The following is a 23,376-nucleotide window of genomic DNA, read 5'->3' as shown; positions in this document are numbered from 1 at the left end:
CTACTGGCTGCCGGTCCGCTCATTGACCTGCTCCATGAACTCAGGCGAAGCGCCGGGGAGGATCGGCCCTCCTTGGCGTTTCTGGTTCCAGGGCAGTTTGGCATCCAGGCGGGACTGGCGTTGTGACCAGAGAGCGGCGGCGATGACTGCGCCAACAAGCCCCGCCAAAGGAACTAGATAATAACGGTCTCCCGCAATCACATCCCCATGAGAATTTAATGTTGGGTCCATGCGGATACCCAGGAGGTCAACCGCCGCAAATGCAACGATACCTCCGAGGAAACACCCGGCCATGACAACTAATAATTTCATGCCCGCATCATACCCGACGTGTCAAGAGGGCTGCACTCCAAAGTGATAGTGACCATGCGGGGGTGCGGAACATATGTAGATGCGATTCAATCCATGACGGCCCTCAAACCCTTCAAACTCCATAGCAAATTCGCCATCTGGCAGGGGAGGCATGGGAATCTCTCCCGTTGCAAAGTCGCCATACATCTTCTCAATTTCAAAATGGAATTTTCCTACCATAAATGGCTCTCCATCTCGAAAGAGAGTGGATTTTCCATTTCGCTGCGTTGGCAATTGAGGTGTTTTGCTCATGCCCGCATCATACCCGACGTGTCAAGGGGTGGGCAGCTTCATCGCATGTAGAAAGGGCGCTTTAACGAAGGGGTTTTGAATACATTTTAGTCTTTCCAGAAACACCAGGAAATTCTGAAAAGACAGATTTAATCATGATGGGCAAGACTCCGTTGATATCACCGATTGTGCCCACGCTTTTAGCCTTGGCCTCGAGAACGTTTTGGCCCGATTTATTAATCACAACCATCGCCAGATTTCGGGTGTAGGTGGTTGTCGTGTATGGGATTGCCCCAACCGTCCCGTATGTGGGGGCAGAATATGAAGTGCCCGAAACTGAACCGAAACTTGATCCCCCCGACCCATATGAATTGAATGTTCCTGTGTGAAATGTTGTTCCGCCTCCGGTTTGCCCAATGATAGGCACCACTCCCGATGTGGTCTGGCCTTCCCCAATGGAATAATCGAACATCACTTTGTAATCTGATTCGGTGCCCGATGGCCTCCAACCGTATTGCTGAAACCCTGCGGAAATTTGCGCCGCATGTGAGGCAGACTCCAGCGGTCCCACATGAGGAGGAGCCTCAACATAAAATGTCTCTCCATTTCCTTTCGGGGGCAATGTATGAAACCTGGTGACGTTTGTATTTACGGTAACACAAGAACAAAGAATAGCGGCGGCAAGGATAAGAATTAGGCGCATTCGCCACCCCTATCATTTCCCCCACCATCCTCGTCAATCAAAAATAAACCCCGGAGCCTTGCGGCTGCCGGGGGTGTGTGGGCGAAATTATGCCTTTCTTTCTCTGGGCTTTCGCTTTGGGCGGACCTGCCGCGGTAGGAATGCATTGATGATTTCTCGTTTGGCACGAACCGAACCATAGTATCGGTCAACAAGCCCCATGGTCTGAATGGCATTGAGGTCTCGTTGGAGTGTTCGTTCGCCCTCCTTTGCATACATCAAGGCAATACGGGGATACTTGCTTTCAAGCTCTGAAAGGTGGATTAGCTCAGTGGGAAGCTCCAAAACGAGATCTCTCCGCCTCTTTTGAGTGGGTGAGTTCTTGTTCGGGAGAAACATTTCATGGACGTAGTTTTCCCATGCAACAATCATGTGTTGGCTTCGGACAAGCTTTAGCTGCTCCCGAAGGCCATCTAAAAAACCCTGCGTTGCGTATTTGATGAATGGCATCAGGTCTCCTCCGCTCTTGCTGGCCTTGTCCAACTCACGGTAATATTGGCTCCTCGTTTTATTGTAGTGGTCACTCAGCAGGTGGGCAGCTGGCAGGGGCACCCCACTTGTGAATAAAATGTGAAACTCGACGAGTCTTGCTGTTCGCCCGTTCCCGTCGCCGAAGGGGTGAATCCACGCAAGATACACATGGGCAAGCACCGCTTTAACTAGGGCGTAAGGAACCCGAAAATCATCTTCGGTGGGAATAAACTCCTTATTGAGCCATTCGCACATTCGTTCCACCAAATACTCGCAGTCTTGAGCCGGTGCCCCGCGGTAGACATTTCCTACTGTCACGGAGTGAGACCGAAATTCGCCAGGAACAACACCATCCTCACAGGTAAGTTTCTCCAGAACACGCCTGTTATAGTTCTTTATCAGGCTGGTGCAGAGGGACATTTTTTCTCCGTATAGGCTCGTTTGCGCTGCTACTTCCTCATTGCAGACATCAATGATATTCTGAATTTCTTGCTGTAGATATTGTTGCGAAGGTGGAAGATTAAGCGTGCCTTCAACCTGTTGAATAGCCTGCTCCTCACTCAAAGTGTTCCCTTCAATCGCGGTAGTTGCCAGGGCACCCTTTGCGAGAAAGACTTTGTGGAGTTGGTCGGCAATTGTCGGCTTAAGCGGAGCGCCTGCAAGATGCTCACATTTTGAAGCAATTTCTCCCAACTGAAGGCAGAGACGTGGATCATTCATCTTGACGCTGGAAGTGTCAAACTTGATCCAAGGGTGTGTTTGCGAATAGGTCATGGTTGCTGGGTATGGACTATATACGCAAGAATTGACGCTTTCAGACGGTATTTTGAGAGAAAATGTTTTGGCTGATGCAGCATGTATTCATGCGGTCAGGTGTTCAAGTCAATGGCAAGTGACGTTTGATCCAATATTCGGCCCGCTTATTTTACTTGGAACCACTCTGCCCCGTCCTCTTTCCTCAGCGGCCTGCGGTAGCGCCTCCTGATGACCGTCTCCGAGTTACCGGCCTCCTCTGCCACCTGGTGCTTTGAAACCCCGCTGGCGATGCGGTAGGAGATGTAGCTGTGCCGCATGACATCCTGGGGCCAGGTCTCGATGAGCTTGGCGTTGCGGGCGGCCTTACTGATTTCCTCCCGATCATGGGTGAAGCAGCATTTACCAGTGGCATTTCTCCACGGAGCCAGAAGGGCCTTGGCTTTCGGGTTCAGCGGCACAAACCTTTCCTCCATCGTCTTCTGTGCAACCGCAGCAGTGACGTTCAAATAGCCCCGGTCCCATTCGAAATGCTTCCACTCCAGGCGTGTGAGCTCGAAAGGCCTCAGACCCAGCCAGCAGCCAATGATGAGATACGGCCGTCGTTCGTCCGGAAGGATTTCCAGGATGGCATGAGCGGTGGCGGGTTCCCAGATGGGCACTGCATACCGCGGCTCCTGCAGAGGTTTGATTCCATCTGCAGGATGAGGATTGCCTTTGGGCCAGAAATTCCATTCTTTGCACCGGTTGAAGAAGTTCTTCCACGTGTGGAGCCGGTTGTTGCGGAACCGCGGGGCAGGGGAGCCGCGTCCAATCCAGCTCAGGATTTCAGCCTGGCTGATTTCGGTCAACATCACCCCTGGAAAAGCCTTATCGAAGCCGTCCAGCTCTTTGCGCAGTCCGGCCAGCGTGTAGCGGGACTTGCCGGCATTGTGCTGGAGAAGGAAGCGCGTCTTGGCTGCGCTGAAAACCACGCGCTCAATGGCGAGGGTGCCAGAGGCGAGGTAATGTCTGACGGCATCCGGGATGGTGGCACCTTTCAATTGGGCCTGGCAGTCCTCAATCTCTCGGAGCCAGGAAAAGGCAGGCCTCTCGCCTGCCAGCTTCTTCACCAGCTCGACAATCTGCGCATCCTCAATGGTCAGGATCCGGCCTCCCTGAGTGGAAGAGATACGCCGGGCTTCCTTCATGGCCTTGGCTTTGGCCCGCGTTTCATTCTTTGCGGTGGTCTGTTTGCCGCTCCCAGCCTCGCGCCAGTAGATGACCCATCGGCTATCTGCACGGGGCCGGATATACACGGATACATTGCCGAAAGTAATCTCCTGAGTCTCTGCCATGACACACTTTTACACACGGGAATACAGGGTAAAAGCCTATTTTTCCCGGTATTTCATTAAATGGCCCTAACGGTAAATGATGCGTAAAACGTTGGATATCAACGGTATTGGAAATTCGGCAACACTCTCCAGTAAGGATTCGATTCCCCTCGCCTCCACCACCTTGATTTTCAACGAATTAAGGTGGTGGCTGACCGGAGGGGAAAACACAAGGCACTCCGAGGATATCTTCGGGGTATGGACATTCCGGCACTGAACCACAAGACGGCCCAGAACAGAATCTTGGGGAGAATCGCATTTCCGGCATGGAACCTCTTGATAACGGGGGATACCAAGAATCAAACTATGCTCGGATGACGAGCTTTGAAACTGGAGCCGGATTATGGTGAGGAATCGAAAAGGGATGGGTGTCTTCAGATAATCGTCCTGAATGAAATGAACGATAAGGCTTATCTATTTGAAAATTGGAATGAAGTTCATTCCTTGAAAGCCCGCCGATATTCACCTGGAGTCAGGCCGGTGGCGGAACGGAACTGGCGGCTGAAGGCGGCCTGATCATAGAAGCCGCAGTCGAAGGCGACCATGCTCAGCGCGTCGCTGCCGTTGCGCAACGCCTCGGCGGCAAGTTCAATCCGGGATTTCGTCAACAACTGGCGCGGGGTCAGTCCGGTGATGCCACGGACGCGACGTTGGAACTGGCTCCAGGAAAGACCCGATTTCTTCGCCAGTTTCTCGATACGCAAGGGTTTCGCACAGTCCCGATGGAGAATGTCCAGGACCTCGGCCAGCACACCCAGCTCGCGGCCATGCTTTGCTGGCGTGTCAAGATCCCGGGAGATGCCTGCCAGTGCGATGATTTCACCACCTGCTGATTTTACGGCCACCTTCTGTGAAACAAACCAGCCGACGGAGCCGCCTCCTTGAGTGATCATCTCCAGCCGGTCACGCACGGTCACCCCCTTTGTGAAAACCTCTTCATCCTGCTGCTCGTAGCCGGCTGCCAGGATGGTCGGAAAGACTTCGCGTGCGGTGCGACCGAGCAGTTCGTTCCTGTTCTGAAGGCCTGCACGGCGGATGAAGGCTTCGTTGGCCGCGACGTAGCGACGGTTGCGATCCTTCACACAGAAAAGCACGTCGCTGATGGAGTCGAAAAGCACCTCGGAAGCCTCCAAGCCTGGGGCTTTCAAGAAGATTACGTCGCGCTGAGTTGGCGAACGTGATGCTGATGCTTTGGAGGCCATGGTGGGAAGATGGGGGGCTGGCCAACTATATGCAATCTTTGTGGTTGAATTTGTATTTTTTCGTCTAGCCGGGAAGGGAATACTTCCACGACCAGGTTATCCCATTGCGGCACGATGGTATCATGCAAGCCATGACCATTTCATCACTCGCTTCCACGCCGCCCAGTAGCCTCCTGCCGACGAACGAGATCTCTGTTAATGATGAATTATGCCATACTGTGGTCCAGTGTGCGGAGGTATTGCTGACATCTGCGTTGCGGCAGCAAACGTCCTCCGAACATTCCGAAGCTGCCAAGCTCGGCAGGCTTATGAATGACCCTCGAGGCAAGGCGTTCACCTTTGCGATGGTGGATGAAGTCTTCCGCAGCCACGATGCCGCTACGTCCGCGCGCCGGTGGCGTGGGCTCATCAGAGTGTTTGGCATTCCCCATTTCCTTCCCTTGCTGGATCGCCTGTTGATAAAGCTTGGTGCTCTAGGCAGCCTGTTTTTGCCGAAGGCGGTTATGAAGGCTGTGGCGGCGCGCATGAGAATGGACAGTGCACGGGTGATCCTGCCCGGTGAGAAGGAGCCGCTGCATCGCTACCTGATTTCCCGCTCAAGTGAAGGCTTCCGCATCAACTTGAATCATCTCGGTGAGGCCGTGCTCGGCGAGGAAGAGGCAAAGCATCGTCTCGAGGCCGTTCTGGGTCATCTCGCAGACCCGGCGGTGAATTACATTTCAGTAAAGATCTCGGCCATCTTCAGCCAGATCAATCTGGTTGCCTGGGACCAGACGCTGACGGCGATTAAGGACCGCCTGCGCTTGCTGTTTCGCGCCGCGAAGCAGGGTGGGAAATTTGTAAATCTCGACATGGAAGAATACCGCGACCTCGCACTGACAATGGCGGCTTTTCAAGAGGTGCTGGATGAAGGGGAGTTTCATCAGCTCTCCGCAGGCATTGTTTTGCAGGCTTACCTTCCTGATTCTTTTTCTGCGATGCAGTCTCTCTCTGCCTGGGCTGGACGTCGTGTCGCGGAGGGAGGCTCTCCCATCAAGATCCGTATCGTGAAAGGTGCCAACCTTGCCATGGAAAATGTCGAGGCGGAGATGCATGGCTGGCATCGAGCCCCATATCAGACCAAAGCTGAAACGGATGCAAACTTCCGTCGGTTGCTTGAGTTCGGTTGTGATCCGCTGAATGCCAAAGCTGTGCGACTCGGTGTGGCGAGCCACAACCTTTTCGATGTCGCTCTCGCGCTCACGCTTCGCAAACGGAATGGAGTCACGCAGCAGGTGGAAATTGAGATGCTGGAGGGTATGGCAAACCACCAAGCCCGTGCCGTGCGGGATGCGGCAGGTGGGCTGCTGCTCTACGCGCCTGCGGTGCAGACCCACGACTTCTTGAGTGCAATGGCTTATCTCGTGCGTCGGCTTGATGAGAATACTGCCCCTGAGAATTTCTTGCGAGACATGTTTGCCATGCGCCCAGGCTCGGTGGAGTGGGAGGCCCAGAAGCAGCGCTTCATCCAGGGCTGGAACGAACGGATGACGGTCTCTGCCGAGTCGCGTCGCGACCGGCCGGCGGTTGATCCCGGCACGACGCAAACGTTCGAAAACGAGCCAGACTCTGACTGGACGCAGCCTGCGACTCGCACCGCCTTGGATACGGCCATTCGCGCCTGGACGCCAGAGGCGCTGCCCTCGCTGCCAGATCTCGAAGTGATGCTCCAGTCAGCAGCCGAGGCTCAACAAGGTTGGGAGGGGCTCGGGATATCAGGTCGCGCCGGTATCCTCAACCGTGTCGCTGACCTGATGTCGGCGCAGCGATTTGAAAGCCTCGCCTGTCTTCGTGTGGACGGCAAGAAAGCCATCAATGATGCCGATGGAGAGGTGTCCGAGGCCATTGACTTTGCGCGCTATTACGCCCGCACCGCTGAAGCGCCTGCTGGAGTCAAAGCCGAGGCGTTGGGCATCGTCGCAGTGGTATCACCGTGGAATTTTCCGTATGCGATTCCTGCGGGGGGCGTGCTCGCGGCGCTGATGGCGGGCAACAGCGTGGTATTCAAACCCGCACGTGCCACCTCCCAAATCGCATGGCTGATGGTGAAACAGCTCTGGGCCGCTGGCGTGCCACGCGGGGTGCTGCATTTCTTCCCCTGCGATGGCAAGACGGGCAGAACCATGCTTACAGACTCACGCATCGCAGGCGTCATCCTCACTGGAGGATATGAAACCGCACGTATGTTTCAAAGCTGGCGTCCGTCGTTACCGCTCTATGCTGAGACGAGCGGTAAAAACTCTCTCATCATCACGGCTCAAGCCGACCGCGAACTTGCCATCAAGGACCTAGTGCGCTCTGCCTTTGGGCACTCCGGCCAAAAGTGCAGTGCCGCGAGCCTCGCTATTCTTGAGGCTGAAGTGTATGATGACCCCGCCTTTCGCCGCCAGCTCCGTGATGCTGCCGCCAGCCTCCACGCTGGCCCCGCGACTGATCCAAGCAGCATTGTCACGCCGCTTGTGGTCAAACCTGGTGATGACTTGCAACGTGCACTAACCACTCTTGATGAAGGTGAAGAATGGTTGCTCGAACCACGCCAATTCGGCGACGATCCCTGCGCATGGACGCCTGGCATCAAGCTTGGTGTGAAGCCTCGTTCTTGGTTCCATCTTACCGAGTGTTTTGGACCCGTGCTCGGCCTCATGCGGGCCGCTTCCCTTGCTGAGGCTACCGAATGGCAGAACGCCACCGACTTTGGCCTCACTGCCGGAATTCACTCTCTTGACCCCGAAGAAGTTGCATGGTGGCGAGACCGGGCCCAGGCAGGAAATTTGTATATCAATCGCCCCATCACCGGGGCCATCGTGCAGCGGCAGCCCTTTGGCGGATGGAAAAAGTCATGCATCGGCCCTGGTGCTAAAGCGGGCGGGCCGAATTATGTTCTGAGCTTTTGCCACCTGAGCGATGCAGACGTACGGGATGACGACTACCGTGCCGCGTGGAGCACGCACTTCACTATCGAGCATGATCCTTCCGCGCTGCGCTGCGAGTCGAATGTGTTTCGCTACCGTCCGAGCCGGGGTGTAATCTTGCGGCTGGATGGGCGCGATGAAAAAACTATCCAACGTGCCAAACTCGCCGCACAAATTACTGGCACCCCTTTGACTCTGAGCCTGCGTGAGGAAGAGAATGACTCTCAATTCATCGCACGACTGCCCACACTGGCAAAAGATGCTGAATTCATCCGCACGATCTCTACCCCTAGCGGCGAAGTTTTGAGTGCCGCCTATGAGGCCGGACTGAACTGGATCAACGCCCCATTGCTCGCATCAGGACGAATCGAGCTGACACGCTGGTTGCGCGAGCAAGCCGTGAGCGAGACGCGTCACCGTTACGGCCAATTACCCGACCCAGCGACGGCCCGCCGTGGTTGAAACTCATCACGCCAACTCATGGACGTCTGCAAGCATCCTACCTTCGACATGGCCTGCGAGCAGTTCGACCTCGTGGCCGATCTTTTGCAGATGCCGCAATCTGAACGTGAACGCGTCAAGTATCCGAAGCGCTCACTCACCGTCGCCGTGCCTGTGCGCATGGATAGCGGTGAAGTGAAAGTCTTCCCTGGCTACCGGGTGCAGCATCATCTTTCACTTGGGCCGACCGAAGGCGGGATGCGATTTCATCAAGACGTGGCCCTTGGCGAAGTCGCCGAGCTGGCGATGTGGATAAGCTGGAAGTGCGCGCTCACCGGCCTGCCATATGGAGGTGCCAAGGGGGGGGGGGCGCCTGCAATCCGCGCAAAACTCCTGGATCAGGTGGCCTATGCCTGCGCAAGCCGCTACTGCGACGCTATGCGGTGACTGTTTCGGTGGATCAAGTCATGTTCCGCCAGCCGATTCATGTAGGTGAGTTGGTGACCTTTCTCGCCAGCGTGAACAGCACAGGCAACACCTCGATGGAGATCGGTATTAAGGTCGTGGCGGAGAACCTGCGGACACAGGTGAAGCGACACGTCAACAGTTGCATCTTCACGATGGTTGCCGTGGATGAGCAGCGCAAACCCGTGCTTGTTCCACCTTGTGTGCCAATCACGGCTGAACAGGTCAAAAGGCATCAAACCGGCCAACTTCGCCGCCTTGTCCCCAAGGCGGGATGAGGCAAGGCTTAAGGTTGTCAATGAGGCCTGGGCGATCTATTGAGAACTTCCACAAACCGCCTGTCATGATTCAATCCAACAGCTCCACCCCCCTAAGCAATAACGTCCACCTGCTGCGCTGGGTGAAAAAGATGGTCACGCTCTGCAAGCCTGACTGCATCCACTGGGTGGATGGATCACAGGAGGAATATGACCGCCTGACCGATGAGATGGTCGCCGGTGGCACCCTCATCCGGCTGAATGAAGAAAAGTGGCCTGGCTGTTTCCTGGCCCGCTCGGACTCCAGTGACGTGGCGCGTGTTGAGGATCGCACGTTCATTTGCAGTGCTTCAAAAGATGGAGCGGGAGAGACGAACAACTGGGTCAATCCCTTCGAGATGAAGAAAAAACTGCGCGAGCTGTTCAATGGCTGCATGAAGGGCCGCACGATGTATGTGCTGGCCTTCAGCATGGGGCCGCTGGATTCGCCGATGTCCCAGATCGGTGTGCAGCTCACGGATTCGCCGTATGCCGTCGTGAACATGCGCATCATGGCCCGCATCGGGAAGCCGGTATTTGAGTTGATCGACAAATCAGAAAAACGCGTGGTGCCGTGCATGCATACTGTCGGCGCGCCCTTGCAACATGGCGAGAAGGATGTGCCCTGGCCCTGCAACCAGGAGAAATACATCGTTCACTTTCCTGAGACGCGCGAGATCTGGAGCTACGGCAGCGGCTACGGTGGCAATGCTTTGTTAGGCAAAAAATGCTTTGCCCTACGCATCGCCTCCGCCATGGCACGCGATGAAGGCTGGATGGCCGAGCACATGCTCATTCTGGGGGTGGAAGATCCTCAAGGTAAGAAAACGTATGTCGCCGCAGCCTTCCCCAGTGCCTGCGGCAAGACGAACTTTGCGATGCTCATCCCACCGGCGCATTTTCAGAAGCAAGGCTGGAAGGTGTGGACGGTGGGCGATGACATTGCGTGGATCAAGCCCGGCCCGGATGGCCGGCTGCATGCGATCAATCCCGAAGCGGGTTTCTTCGGAGTCGCCCCCGGCACCGGCGCACAGACGAATCCCAACGCCATGGCTTCGCTGAGGGAAAAAACGATCTTTACCAATGTAGCGCTAACACCCGATGGCGGTGTGTGGTGGGAAGGCATGACGGATGAGCCGCCTGCACAGTGCATTGACTGGCAGGGCAATCCCTGGACTCCGGAGATCGCGAAGGAAAAGGGCATCAAAGCCGCCCACCCGAACTCACGCTTCACCGCCCCGGCCGCACAGTGCCCGACCATTGATCCCGATTGGGAAAAACCGGAGGGTGTGCCCATCAGCGCCATCATCTTTGGCGGACGCCGCGCCACCACGATGCCCCTTGTGTATCAGTCCTTCAACTGGAGCAGCGGCGTTTACATAGGAGCGACGATGGGCAGCGAGATGACCGCTGCCGCCGCAGGTACCATCGGCAAGGTGCGCCGTGACCCTATGGCGATGCTGCCCTTCTGTGGTTATAATATGGGCGATTACTTCCGCCACTGGATATCCATGCAGCGCAGCCTCAGCGCTACGCCGCGCGTGTTCCATGTGAACTGGTTCCGCAAAGATGCCGAGGGCAAGTTCCTCTGGCCTGGCTTCAGCGAAAACATGCGCGTGCTGCAATGGATCACGGCGCGCGCCAACGGTCACGGCATGGCGAAAGAAAGCCCTATTGGCTGGGTCCCTAGCTACGAGGATATTGACTGGACAGGGCTGGATTTCTCCGAAGAGAGATTCAACGAATTGCAACGGTTTGATCGCGCGGCGTGGAGGCAGGAGATTCTCTCCCACGAAGAACTGTTCATTGATCTGAAGAATCACCTGCCCAAAGAGCTGATCTATGAGCGCGAGCTGCTCATCTGCCGGATTTGAGAGGCCAACGCGAAAACGGTGCCAACCCTGTTTTGCCTGACCCATGGTGTCACCTGGGACAAAGGTGACCTGGATGGTTTTGGATCCCCTGTCGTCGTCAATGCTTCTAAAAGAGCACTCCGCTGAAGGTACACCGGGGGCTGTTTTTAATGGTTTGTTTATTTCTTGTTGGGCAGTGCCCAAGCGGGGGTTCCGAACCACTGGTGCATCTCTCCCGTAAAGGGGGAGACGACTTCAGGGGGCTCGGGGATGGCTCCACGGTCACCAGTTTCGACCATCCAGGTATCGAGGGCGGCGCGTAGGCGAAGGAGGGTTTCGCGATGAGAGGGATCCTGGGAGGTGGCGAGATTTTTGATCTCGTGAGGGTCTGCCTGGGTATCGTAAAGCTCCTCACAGGGGCCGGTGCGCTTCATGAGATCCAGGGCCGGACCGATGAGCTTCCCCTGGGCATGCAGCTCACGCATGACGGGCATAATGGCGAAGCATTTTTCCTTGTAGCGGTTCAGCGATGCAAATGTGGGTCCGCTGGAGATGGTGCGGATGTAATGATAGCGTTGATCATGAACGGAACGGATCCGCTGCTGGGTCTCGTCAATGCGGTCACGGGCGGCGAAGGCAAAGGTGCGCGGAGGTTCAGCCTTATCTCCCAGGAAGACGCGGCCCTGCATGAGCGGAGGTTTGGGCTGCCCGGCCAGGGCCAGGGTTGTTGCGGTCACATCAATCAGACTGAGGATGCGGTCATCCACCGTCCCCGGTTTGATCTGGGCCGGGACGGGGAAGTTTTTGGGCCATTTGATGATCATAGGCACTCGCAAACCGTTGTCATAACACCAGTGAATGCCCCGAGGCTCCAGCTGGCCGTTATCACCGAAGAAGATGATGATGGTGTCATCCTCCAGCCCGTCGGCGCGCAATTGGGCCAGCACTTTGCCAAAGCGGAGGTCCATGCCTGAGACTGAGTTCAAATATCGCGCCCACTCCTGTCGCACCACGGGATGATCCGGATAATATGGCGGCGGGGTGACGGTATCAGGCTTGGCATGCTGGACATGGATGCGCTCACCCACCCACTCGACGCGGTCTTTCTCCGCACTTTTGCGGTCATAGATATCGTACTCGTTTTCTTCTGCATTGACGACGGCGAAAAAAGGCTGGCGGGATTTGACGGCCTCCCATTCGCCGGACTGTTCATGATAAATGGGACCCTCGTTGACATAGTTCAGGTCCAGCTTCCCGGTGCCGACGGTTTCCTTTCCTACCGTTTTGATGTTGGCCGTGTAGTAACCGGCATCCTTGAGCCGGTGAGTCACGGGGCGTACGCCTTCGGGCAGCTTGAAGGCATCGTCACGGTGGGACCGCATGGGGTGGGTATCCGTGGTGGTCTGGTACATGCCTGCAAAGAAGGCTGAGCGGCTGGGGGCACAGGCTGGATTGGTGGCGAACACGCGTGTGTACCGGACTCCCTCCTCTGCAAGACGGTCCAGGTTGGGCGTATGGACATCTTTGGCTCCGTAGCAGCCCAGATCATGGGAAAGGTTCTCTCCGATTAGCCAGAGGATGTTTGGCTGGCGGGCTGGCGGCGCGGCCTGCCCGGCCAGATGCGGAAGGACACACAACAATAGGATCAGGAGTCGGGGCATCATATTTTAACGAATGATTTTCAGTTCTTCATCCAACTTTTGGCGGAGTCCGGCAAGCCTGGCTTGATGGGCGGGGAAATGGGCCAGGTTATGCCATTCATGGGGATCCGCTTGGATGTCGTACAGTTCTTCCTCACCATTGGCATACCGCATGTAACGCCACTCTCGCGTGGAGAGTGAATGGTTTCCAGGATCAAAGGCGGTGACGACAGCGCGTCCGGTTTCTAGCGACGGGTTCTTTAACAGCGGGACCAATGACTGGCCGGAGATGCCTTCTTTTTTGGCAAGATGACAGACTTCGATCAAGGTGGGATACAGGTCCATGAGGCTCACCGGTTCAGTACAAGCCTTTCCGCGTGCGGCGTCTCCAAAGCCGGTGGGCGGAACGATGATCAACGGAACGCGTGTGGAGGTTCTCCAGCCAGTCCATTTCCCCCAGTGCTGCTTTTCGCCTAACTGCCAGCCGTGGTCGCTAAAGAGGATGATCCAGGTATTGCCGGTGTGGGGGCTCTTTTCCAACTCCTCCATCAGTCTTCCAATCTGGCGGTCCACATAGGTGATACAGGCCAGATAGGCGCGGACGGCGGGTTTCCATTGATCGTAGTTTGTTACCAGCTTGTGAGTGCCAGCGGTGATGGGATCTAGGGCAAACCTTTTTCCGGCCTCCCCGAGGTCATCCAGGTCATCCGGAATGCTGGCAGGAAGCTCAATGGCTTCTGCTGGTGGTAATGCATCAAAGTCCTGCTGGGGTGCAAAGAGGGGGATGTGAGGACGGTAGAAACCTGTGCCGAGGAAAAACGGTTTGGCGCGCGGTTCACCGAGTTTTTGGATGGCCCAGTTGGTCACCCGTGTGTCGCCCATTTCGTCGTCAGATACATCCACAGGTCCCCAGTCAAAGGATTCGCCTTCTTTGCTGTCCGGATTGCGCTCGCTCGGCAGGCCGTTGAGAGGCAGTATCCAATCGCGCCCGCCGGGTCCGTTTTGAATCCGGTGTTCCGGTTTTGGGCTGCCTTTGCTGGGCAACTCCGCATCTGTGTATTTGGCCTGCTCGCGTGTGAAGGGGCTCCAGCGGTTTTCTGTATCGTAATAATCATCGAAGAACTGAGGAGATGCCGAGTGATAGAGCTTGCCGGCACCCAGAGTTTCATAGCCTGAGGCTGAGAAATGCAGCGGCATTTGAAGCGACTCGGCAGGCGGCTTGCCTTTGGTCTCGCCCCAGTTGCTGAATACGCCTGTCTGGTCCGGATAACGGCCGCTGAACAAGGCGGTGCGGGACGCGAGGCATACCGGTGCTGCGCAGTGGGCATTGGTAAAGAGCACCCCTCGCTGAGCCAGCCGGTCCATATTAGGTGTCCTGGCCTGCGGATGTCCTTTCATGCAGCCGATCCAGTCATTGAGATCATCCACAGCAATGAAGAGGACATTCGGATGAGCGGGTGTCTCCTTTGCCACGGCGTGTGGATGGACGGCAAGCAGACACCCCAGGGTGGCGACAGTGCAGTGGCGGATAAAACGGGAGGCGGTCATGAGTGAAGTCTAAAAAAGGCAAGGCATGGAAGCGATGAAATCAGAAATCAGATCTCCCAACCAGCACGATACTCGCGGGTAACCATTTTTGCGGCGGTTTCATTGCCGCCGATCTGCAGGGCCGCAGCATCCCAGGTCAGCTTTTCCTGGGGAAAAACAGTGGCGATGCAGCCTAGCAAAACGGCCTCGGTGAGAGGTGCCGCATAATCAAAATTGGCGGTGGGCCTTGTGCTGCCTCCTTTCAGACAGCAGTCAATGTAATCGAACCAGTGGTTGCGTGGCTCCAGCTTGGGATAACGGATGCCGGTGAATTTTTCGCGGGGGTACAGCATGGGGGTGCTGGTGTGCTGGTGGAGGAGCACGCCATCTGTGCCGATGTAGATGCTGCCCTGCTCAGGAAATTTGCCAGCAGGAACGTGGGCCATGATTTCTGCAGGCGGCCGTGCATCGCCATCATACCAGGTGACTTTGATGCTGTCGCCTTCGGTGCGGGAGGTGCCTTTAAAGGTGTATTCCACAATGCAGTCGGTGGACCAGCTTACCGCATTGACGGGCGCCGTGCCGATGGATTTGACGGCAATGGGAGCGGCGAGATCCAATGCGCGAAACCAGCCGCTGAACATGTGGCAGCCCATGTCTCCCAGAGTGCCAGTGCCGAAGTCACGGCGCTTGCGCCATTCCTTGGGATGATAATAGCCGTCAATGAAAGGGCGGTCCGTGACGGATCCCAGCCAGAGATCCCAGTTCAATTCCGCAGGAACGGGACTGGAGATCGCGGGCACAGGCTGCATGTCACCCCATTTTTTGTGGGAGAAGGTATGGACTTCCTTCACCCTGCCGATGAGGCCGAGGTGAACCAGCTCCACGGCGTAACGCTCGGTAAAGTCTGAGGATGCCTGGATGCCCATCTGGGTCATCACCCCTTTCTCGCGGGCTTTGAGCATTAGTTTGCGGCATTCATGCAGGGTCTGGGCCAGGGGCTTCTGTCCATAAACATGCTTGCCCATTTCCATGGCCTGAAGCCCCATCGGGGCATGCATGTGGTCGGGTGTGGAGACGTTCACAGAATCAATGCGGTCGCCTTCTTTCTCCAACATCTCCCGCCAGTCCTGATACAGCCTGGCCTTGGGGAACTGCTTTTTGACTTTCGCAAACTGGCGCGTATCCACATCACAGACGGCGGCCAGCTCCAGCATGGGGTGGTCCGCCAGGGAGACGATGTCCCGCCACGACATGCCGCCTGCGCCAAAGGCAGCGTGACGAAGCTTGCTGTTAGGTGATGCGGCGCGAAGTCCGCTGGTGATGAAAGGGGCCGCAAAGAGGCTGGCACTGGCTTTTTGGAGAAATTGACGGCGAGTGTTGAGATAGGTGGCGGTTGTGTTCATGGATATATCAGGGGCTGATTGAGATGGTGAACGGTCAGGGGCGGCGGGCAGCAGTCGAGTGGTCAAAAAGGGACGTCCATAACAAGGGCTGGGTGATGGCATTGTTACGTCGGATTTCAAAATCGGCGGAATCAGGCGGCAACTGACGCCACAGGCGCAGATACTTGTCCTCGTGAAATGCGATACCGCCAAAAAGCAGGGCGGGCTGACGGACGGGCCAGCCTTCCCAGGCGTGGATGTCCGGAGGCAGCGGCCAGGATGATTTGTCAGCCAGATAAGGGTAAAGATAAGCCACCGCTTTGGCCATGCACTTGCCGTCCGCTGTGGTGAAGGCCCACAGGTTATCCTCTTCCGTGGACAGCAACTGGCAGAGCGCCGTCATGTTATCGAGCTGGAAAATGGAATAGGCATAAGGTTTGGTGCGGCCCAGTTCCAAAGGGAAGCTGCCGTCAGCAGCCATCTGCACAGTGACAAAGACCTCTTTAAATTGTCGCCGGCATTCTTCCAGCAGGCCGGTGTCTTCTGTAAGGGTGGCAAAGGCGGCCACCTGAAGCCAGTAGGCGACAGCATGGTTGTTCCGCGCCTTGGCCTCGTTCTTTCCCTTGCCGCTGGTGATGAACCACCGGGTGTAATCTGAAAACCATTGACTCAGGCCTTTGTACAGTTCTGGCGTCATCGCTTTTGATTTTTTCAAGCTCATCACAGCCAGGGGGATTTCCACCAGGTGCAACGTATCAATGAGCCCCGTGCCACGGTCCGGTGTCGGCTTGCCAACGATGGCCTGGGCATGGTCCAGACTGGGATGCATGCGCGTTTCTTCATCCAGGAAAAAGACCTTCAGCATCGCGACCGCCTTTTCGACATAACGCTCATCCTGAGTGAGGATAAAAGCTGCGGCCAGGGCAGAGACGGCATCCCGCATCGCCATTAGTGTTTCGCGATGTTTGTTGAAATTGCCAGGATTCGACTGGCCATCCCGCATGATGTAGGGCTTGCCATCCGGTTTCGCGGGATCAGGCCAGTAGTAGTCGCTCATGGAGAAGAACTCGTTAGGCCTGCCCTCGCTCAAAGGGGACTGATTCTGAACAATGCTCACCGGCTCCATTTTTAGTGCATTGTCTGCCAAATAAAGAATGCGCCGCCGGTCCTGACGGGCCGTGAGCTCCTGTCCCGATGGGGCAGCAATGGCGGGCGAAAGGAAGAGGAGGCCAAAGATGGCGGTGCAAAGGGATCTCATAACGGATTGGGCTGCCTGCAAATGTCCTGACCCTCCGTCCGGTTGCACTGTTTCCAAAAAAACAGGGTGACGGCAGCGGACGACCCCAAATCCTCCGTCCAGTTACTCCGTCTTATCTTTAACCACGGAGACCTGAAGGTCCTCGAATGAGAAGTCACCACCTTGACCATTGGCCACGCGCACTCCATCAAATCGCAGCCCCGGATCTGTCATTCCACGGACGACCGGCAGCCCCTGCACGCCCCACCCGCGGTAAACCTCAAAGGCACCAGTGCGCTGCCGGTAACGCAGCGTGAAAGTCTCCTCACTGCCCTGGATGGCCAGATTGTAAGCCGGCTTTTTCTGGCCCTCGCCAGGCTTCCAAAAGTTCCTGCCATAGGCCACCAGCTCCCATGAATAGGAGTCGGTGTATTTATCCCCAAGGAAGAACATCTCACCATCTCCATCAAACAGACTGACTCCGGCAAAGCCTCTGGAGTGGAATAAAGACATGGGCGAGGCCGACTTGAAGCTGACCATGATGACTGCATTTTCCGATGGCTCCACCGGACGGGTAAAGCGGCCCATCAGATGAGTGAAGCTCGACTTCGCCGCAAAGCGTCCATTGCTCACCTGCGGATCACCTTCCAGCACTTTCCAGGTTCCCTTCAAAGGCTGCCTTTCTGTGAACGGCTGGTCAGGCACCGAAGTCAGTGATTCCTGGAAAACGATCTCCGGCTTTTCCGTCATGGAGGGAGGGTCCATCAACGAAGTTCCCGTAATCACCTGCACCGTCTGCTGATTCGCACGCCGCACCAGTTTTTCCCCCGCCTTCAATTGTTGAGTGGGAATTTCCCTCTGTCGCTGCCGGACCTCCACCAGACCTTGCTCCACCTGGACCTGATGTTCGTTTTTATCCACACTGACCGTGAAAACCGTGCCCAGATCCACCACCTCCATTTCCGGGAGATCCACGGCAAAGCCCTTCGCCGCAGGAGGCACACGAAACCAGCCCGCTCCTTCATCCAGTTTCAGCCGGTTAGGCCCGGTAATGGCGAAGCGGGAGGGACTTTTGAGTGCCGCCTCCACACCGCTGGGCAGGCGGATGGAGACGGCTCCGTCATTCATGATGACGCCGTCCCCAAACTGCAGCCTGCCATCTTCCGGCAACTGAGCCAATGTGGTCTCGAAAACGGATGCGGCAGAAAATTCAATGGCCGGCAGGCTGGAGGCATTGGAGACGGAAGACGTCCCCTGGCCAAGTTGGAAACGCAGCAGGAGGCCGATGGCTGAAACAAGAATAACAGCCGCAGCCGCCCAGGCTAGAGGACGGCTGGACAACAGGTGCCACCGGACAGCCTTTTGATTCTCCGGCCAAGCATGGTCCCGCAGCAGGGATTCCGTGCGCATCTTGTCCAGATACAGGCTGAGAATCTTCGGATCTGCCTTCATCCAGGCCTGGACCTCCTCTGCTTCTTCCGCCGTCAAACTGCCTTCGATCAGCCGATCAAGCCTGCGATTCAGTTGAAAAGGATCTTCTGGAGGAGTGGGGGTCATGAATTTCCAAGGCGTCTGTCAATACAATCACGAAGGGCGTCCCGAAGACGGAACAAACGGGCTTTCAAAGTTCCTGGCCGGGTCCCTTCTTGCACAGCATATGTTTCCAGGGACATGCCGGTTGCATATCTGGCATGCAAAAGCTGCCGGTCTTCCGTTTTCAGCAGTTCCAGGCACTGGTTCAGCGCCGAATGCTGATCATCCATCGGCGGCTCCTCCATTTCCATCCACCGCCGGTCAATCTGCTCCACCATTTCGTCATCCAGCAGCACCACGGGAGAGCGGGCCAGCTTGCGCCGCTGGTTCATCACCAGGAACTTGGCGAATTGAAAAGCCCAGGCCTTGAAATAGGTGCCTTCTGCATACTGGTCGCGCTTTTCCCAGAGCTTCAGGAGAGTTTCCTGGGCCAGGTCATCCGCCCCTTCATAACCAGGCATCAGGGACCTGACATATAGGCGGATGGAGGCCGAGTGGTCAGCAAGCAGACGGTCAAAAACTCCGGGCGGCTTGGATGCCGTTCCTGGCTCGAATGGCAGGATGGATGGTTTTTTATCCATGCAGGTCGGATTCCGCAGACTGAAAACAGTAAAAAGGGAGCCTTAATGGATCTCTTTTTGTCCTTTTCAATCGGCTAAGAAGCTAATTCTGCCAATTCGAATAACTCGAGATTTTAGCTTGTGGGGCAATGCCTTATGTGGATTTGGCGTCTGCCAATTGGACCGCAGTTCGGTGTTAAAGCCGCCCGGCGACGCCAGCTTTGATTTCTTCGGCATCGGTGCGGAGGATCTCGATGGCGTGTAGGAGGGGCGGCTGCTCCGTGGTTGGCTTCAGTTCAAGATGCAGCGTGTCAGTCACGGAGATGTTTTCGAGGATCTCAACAAGAGCGCGGTTTGGCCCACCGGCTTTGGAGGCGATGTCGAAGCCTTTGAGAACGGTCTTACCCTGGAGCGAGACATCAAAGACACGCTGGCCGGGCTGGTCACCTTCGGGGGCGGAGAAGTGGAGGCGCACGGTGTAGGTCTGCTCAGGCTGGCCTTTGCCAATGAGCGGGACGGTGATGGCCTGGAGTCCGCGGGCACCGGAGGCGTGGAGCCAGGGAGTGTCGGCCCCGGCGGTCTGTACCTTGTCTTCATTGAGGGCAAAAAAGCTGCCTTCCTTGAGGAAATCCGGCTTCAGATTCAAAGGCAGGTCAATGCCGGCGCGGGAGGAGGGGCGGGGATAGCCGAGCCAGAGCTTGCCATGGGCATCGCGGCGGTCGCCGGGGGCGCCCAGGTTCAGCGCCATGTGCTGCACTGGGGTGGAAGAGCCGCTGGCGCTGTAAACTCCCCAGCGCATACGGTCATCACGAGGCTCAAAAACGACGGTGGCGGCGATGGAAAAGAGGCAGACGCAACCGGCGCTGGCCTCGGGGATCATGACGAGGCCGTTGGCAGGGATGGTATTGATCCAGCAGCCGAGGCGCTGACCGGCGAAGTGACCGGTGCCTTCATCCTCTTCCATGTTGTAATAGGCAGTGGATTTGGAGCGGAAGAACATCATGCTGGCCGTTGCAGAGATGCCACCACAATGATGACCGGGGCGGGCGAACATCCACGGGGATTCCTCACCGGTAAGCGGATGCTTGCGCATCTTTTGGTCGCCCGTGTAGAGGTCATAGGACCAGGGTTCGGCGACGACTTCATTGCCGATGACGACCGGGCGGTGTCGGTAGTTGGCATCCTTCGCCCAGACTTTCCCGCCTTTGACCGCATCCAGCACAACGATGCGCCTGCGGGCGAATTCGCCAGCGAGGAACTGCTCCCAATAATGGCCGTTGGCATTGGCTCCACCGAGCACAATGTGGCCGTTGTGATACATGAGAGTGAGCCCGCCGCCGCCGATGCCGATCTCGCTGCAATCCGTCACGTCCACAGGCTGCGCCCAAAGCTGGGCACCGGTTTTGGCATCGAGAGAGACGGCCATGCGGAGGTCGGCTTCCTTGAGGCGTTCTTCGGCGAGTTCACGTTCTTTACCGCTCAGCTTGGACAACTCCGTCTTGTCCTGGCGCAGCATTTCCTCGCGCTGGGCAGGAGTGAGGGAGGCATCAATGAAAAAGAGGTGGCCATCGCCAATGGCGACGGTGGTGTGGGCGATGTGCTTGCCAGTGTGCTTCCAAGCGAGGTCGCCGGTTTTCACATCAAAGGCGAAGAGGGTGTCGGTGGAAATGGAAACATCTTTGCCCCGGCGGGCCTGCTCGGCGGCATTTGCAATGCGTAACGTGGAGGTCCCATAGAGCAGACCTTCGTGATAAGCGATGTAACCCCATTCTAAGTCCGGCTGGCTGCCTGCATTAGGGATGGTGAACTCGCGGACGAGCTTGCCGGTGGCGGCATCAAACTGCAGGCAGCGGTCGGCGATGATGGTATAAAGATGGTCATCGCTGGCGGCCATATTGCCAGGCTCGCGGGCTTTATAAACGCCAGTGCGCATGGCTCCTGGATTCTTCACTTCCCAAAGGAACTGACCATTGAAGGCATCGTGAGCTTTGATGCTCTCATGCCCCTGGATGAACAGGCGGCCATTGACGGAAAGCGGGCCGACGGCACCGTCGTGTCGGTTGACGGCTTCGCCCGGGCCGGGATCGCCATACCAGAGGATGCTGAGACCATCTTTCACGCGCTGGTCGTTGTTGCTGCTGGTGTTAGCAGCATTGCCATACTGATGGGACCAGGAGTCTGCGCCGGGCAGAGCGGCACGGGTGAGCATGGACCAGGTGCCGGAAGTCTTTTGGGTGGCCTTCTCTTCCGCCAGCTTGGTGGCTGTAAGCCATTCGGTAACGCTTTTGGCGGCTGCCTGTTTGACAGCATCTGTGGCGGTAGCCGGTACGCCGAGGCAAAGCATGCCGCCAATGGGTTTGAGGGTGCGGGCCACTTCGACCGGGAGACCTGGCATTTTGCCGGTCAGCAGGAGCTCATCAGACACGATGAGGTTGGCGAAGTAGCTGGAGTAGGGGACCATGGACAGGTCCAGGTGGTCAATGACTATTCGTGAGCCGTAGAGGCCGGTGCGCAGCAGCGTTTCACGTGCGCTGTTGACCTTGGTTTTATCTGCCTCGACACCAAAGATGGAAAGGCGGCTGCGCTTGGCCAGTTCATAAGCCAGACGGCCCTCACCGCTGCCCAGGACGAGGCAGAAGCCATCCTGAATGCCGGTTTCCTTGAGGATGGATTCAGCGGCCTGTTCATAGAGTGCAGTGAGATCGTCCTTGGGGAAAGGGTTGGTTTCGACGGCGGGTGTTTTCGCCAGCGCCGGAAGACTGGTGCGGGTGGCATCGGCAAAGGTATAAACGTGGCCGCTGGTGGTGCTGACGACGAGGTGGCCATCGGCGACGGCGAGGCCGCGTGCATCTCCTTCGACTGCGGTCTGCCAGAGAACTTTGCCGCTGGTTGCATCCAGGCAGACGACTTCATTTAGCCCGCCTGCAATGACGGTGCCTCCGGCATGGATGAGCGAGGATTCCAGCGTGGTGGGGTAGGTCCAGAGAACACCGCTGTCCTTCATATCGGCCAGGGCCTCCTTGTGCATGGCCAGCTTGTCCTTCTTGGTCGTGTAATCAATGCGTTTGGGCTCATACGCCTTGGCTGCCACAGCCAGTTCGGCTTTGAGTTTGTCCACTTCGGTCTGCTTGTCTGCCTTCTCGGCGGCTTTGAGTTCGGCGGTGATCTTGTCCACCTTTTTCAAGTCGGCCAGGGCTGGGTGGCCGCGCAGGTCCTTGGTGATTTTGCTCACGGCCATTTCATGTTCGTGACGCTCGCGGGTGCCCTGGGCGTGGGCTTCGCGGTCAATGGCGATGATGGCCTTGCCTGTGGACATGAAGCCTGTTTTGCCGGTCATGGTGATCTGGCGGCCGTGGAACCACGCGTAGCCAGTCTTGCCGGTTTTTTGGTCGAGCGCCAGGATCTGATGCTCACCGACGGCAAGGATCTGGTCGTCCACCAACATGGCCTGGGAACCGCCGATCTGGCCACCGGCATCGCCGCGCCAGCCGGGGGTGGGTTTGTTCACCTGCTGGCCGGTCTTGCGGTCAAAGGCGACAGAAAGGGCGCGGCCGGAGGGCACAAAAAGGAGGTCTTTGGTGGCCAGGAGATAGCCCTGGGGAGAGAGGTCGTTACGGCCGGCGTCTTCCTGGCTTAGGGTGTCATTCACCCAGACGACTTTGCCCGTGGCGGCCTCAACAGCGTAGAGGTAAATATTTTCGTGGGGGAAGACACCCGCGCCGAAGTAGGCGATGCCATTATCCACCAGAATGCCGGTGCGGACGGGCCAGCGGGAGATCATTCGGCCACGGGCCAGGATGCGCTCGTCATTGGGCCCGGCTCGCAGATCCCAAATGACGGTGCCGGTTTTAGCATCCAGGCAGCGGGCATGGCCGTCATCGGAGCCAAAGTAGATTTTGCCATCGTGAACTGCCGGGGCGAGGCGCACGGGACCATCAGTAAAATGGGACCAAAGTTCTTTGCCTGTCGCCAGATCCTGGCAGGTCAGGCGGCCATCCACCGTGGAGCCGAAGTAAACGCGGCCGTCGGCAATGGCGACCTGGAAGGCATCGTCAAAACGTACGCGGTTGCGCAGTTCCAGGCCTTCAATCACGCGTCCATCTTCACCGGCCCAGGCCATCTGCGGCGGGGCAGGGGAAGCGTATTCCCAACGCGGGGTCAGTGGGGCCTTGAGGGCTTCATCCGTGTGGCCGACGCGGCTGTTATCATGCTGATAAGTGGGCCAGTCTGCCCTGGCGGCGGTCAGCAAGGAGACAGATAACAGGAGGCAGGGGAGCGCTTTCATGACTGGTTGGGAAGGTGGCCAAAATGCTTGCGATGCAAAGAGGCGCGCAGTCCATACGTAACCATCTGTCCGCCACT

General features: G+C 57.0%; 15 protein-coding genes and 2 pseudogenes. 4 read left to right on the top strand and 13 right to left on the bottom strand.

The window, feature by feature from the left end:
• The 6 genes from WJU23_RS05195 to WJU23_RS05170 all read right to left on the bottom strand — a co-directional run bounded on the left by WJU23_RS05195 (window position 1) and on the right by WJU23_RS05170 (window position 5,126).
• On the bottom strand, window positions 1-312 hold the full coding sequence (locus tag WJU23_RS05195) for a hypothetical protein (protein WP_346331482.1): 312 nt from the start codon (window positions 310-312) through the stop codon (window positions 1-3).
• A 21-nt stretch (window positions 313-333) separates the two neighbouring features.
• On the bottom strand, window positions 334-603 hold the full coding sequence (locus WJU23_RS05190; protein ID WP_346331481.1) for a hypothetical protein: 270 nt from the start codon (window positions 601-603) through the stop codon (window positions 334-336).
• Between the two features lie 61 nt (window positions 604-664).
• Complete coding sequence (locus tag WJU23_RS05185; RefSeq protein WP_346331480.1) at window positions 665-1,285, bottom strand: DUF4136 domain-containing protein; 621 nt, start codon at window positions 1,283-1,285, stop codon at window positions 665-667.
• Between the two features lie 87 nt (window positions 1,286-1,372).
• Window positions 1,373-2,569, bottom strand: coding sequence for a Fic family protein (locus WJU23_RS05180; RefSeq protein WP_346331479.1), 1,197 nt, complete (start codon window positions 2,567-2,569; stop codon window positions 1,373-1,375).
• A gap of 146 nt (window positions 2,570-2,715) precedes the next feature.
• Complete coding sequence (locus WJU23_RS05175; RefSeq protein WP_346331478.1) at window positions 2,716-3,885, bottom strand: hypothetical protein; 1,170 nt, start codon at window positions 3,883-3,885, stop codon at window positions 2,716-2,718.
• A 476-nt stretch (window positions 3,886-4,361) separates the two neighbouring features.
• Window positions 4,362-5,126 carry an AraC family transcriptional regulator gene (locus WJU23_RS05170; RefSeq protein WP_346331477.1) on the bottom strand — a complete coding sequence of 255 codons (765 nt, stop codon included), beginning with the start codon at window positions 5,124-5,126 and terminating at the stop codon, window positions 4,362-4,364.
• Between the two features lie 131 nt (window positions 5,127-5,257).
• Here WJU23_RS05170 and WJU23_RS05165 point away from each other — a divergent pair, with 131 nt between their 5' ends.
• The 4 genes and pseudogenes from WJU23_RS05165 (at window position 5,258) to WJU23_RS05150 (ending at window position 11,153) form a co-directional block, all read left to right on the top strand.
• Entirely contained in the window at window positions 5,258-8,539 is a 3,282-nt protein-coding gene (locus tag WJU23_RS05165; protein WP_346331476.1) for a bifunctional proline dehydrogenase/L-glutamate gamma-semialdehyde dehydrogenase, read from the top strand.
• Window positions 8,540-8,557: 18 nt separating this feature from the next.
• A pseudogene (locus WJU23_RS05160) lies at window positions 8,558-8,875 on the top strand (Glu/Leu/Phe/Val dehydrogenase dimerization domain-containing protein); the annotation flags it as partial.
• Window positions 8,858-9,261: pseudogene (locus tag WJU23_RS05155) on the top strand (acyl-CoA thioesterase). The pseudogenes WJU23_RS05160 and WJU23_RS05155, both read left to right, overlap by 18 nt.
• 65 nt (window positions 9,262-9,326) lie before the next feature.
• Entirely contained in the window at window positions 9,327-11,153 is a 1,827-nt protein-coding gene (locus WJU23_RS05150; protein ID WP_346331475.1) for a phosphoenolpyruvate carboxykinase (GTP), read from the top strand.
• Window positions 11,154-11,311: 158 nt separating this feature from the next.
• Here the strand turns inward: WJU23_RS05150 and WJU23_RS05145 are convergent, their stop codons facing one another.
• The 7 genes from WJU23_RS05145 to WJU23_RS05115 all read right to left on the bottom strand — a co-directional run bounded on the left by WJU23_RS05145 (window position 11,312) and on the right by WJU23_RS05115 (window position 23,299).
• Complete coding sequence (locus WJU23_RS05145) at window positions 11,312-12,796, bottom strand: sulfatase (RefSeq protein ID WP_346331474.1); 1,485 nt, start codon at window positions 12,794-12,796, stop codon at window positions 11,312-11,314.
• Window positions 12,797-12,799: 3 nt separating this feature from the next.
• Window positions 12,800-14,320, bottom strand: a complete 1,521-nt coding sequence (locus tag WJU23_RS05140) for a sulfatase (RefSeq protein WP_346331473.1) — start codon at window positions 14,318-14,320, stop codon at window positions 12,800-12,802.
• Window positions 14,321-14,367: 47 nt separating this feature from the next.
• Complete coding sequence (locus WJU23_RS05135; RefSeq protein WP_346331472.1) at window positions 14,368-15,705, bottom strand: Gfo/Idh/MocA family oxidoreductase; 1,338 nt, start codon at window positions 15,703-15,705, stop codon at window positions 14,368-14,370.
• A 34-nt stretch (window positions 15,706-15,739) separates the two neighbouring features.
• Window positions 15,740-16,942, bottom strand: coding sequence for an alginate lyase family protein (locus WJU23_RS05130; RefSeq protein WP_346331471.1), 1,203 nt, complete (start codon window positions 16,940-16,942; stop codon window positions 15,740-15,742).
• Between the two features lie 102 nt (window positions 16,943-17,044).
• Window positions 17,045-18,478, bottom strand: coding sequence for a FecR domain-containing protein (locus WJU23_RS05125; protein ID WP_346331470.1), 1,434 nt, complete (start codon window positions 18,476-18,478; stop codon window positions 17,045-17,047).
• On the bottom strand, window positions 18,475-19,035 hold the full coding sequence (locus WJU23_RS05120; RefSeq protein WP_346331469.1) for a sigma-70 family RNA polymerase sigma factor: 561 nt from the start codon (window positions 19,033-19,035) through the stop codon (window positions 18,475-18,477). Before WJU23_RS05120 ends, WJU23_RS05125 begins: the two co-directional genes overlap by 4 nt.
• 175 nt (window positions 19,036-19,210) lie before the next feature.
• The gene (locus WJU23_RS05115; protein ID WP_346331468.1) at window positions 19,211-23,299 is read right to left on the bottom strand and encodes a PQQ-binding-like beta-propeller repeat protein; all 4,089 of its coding nucleotides are present in this window, start codon (window positions 23,297-23,299) and stop codon (window positions 19,211-19,213) included.
• Between the last annotated feature and the right edge of the window lie 77 nt (window positions 23,300-23,376).

This window comes from Prosthecobacter sp. SYSU 5D2 (assembly GCF_039655865.1).
Lineage (GTDB): Bacteria > Verrucomicrobiota > Verrucomicrobiia > Verrucomicrobiales > Verrucomicrobiaceae > Prosthecobacter.
Note: the sequence above shows the minus strand (reverse complement) of the source record. Positions and strands in the feature narration are given on the sequence as shown.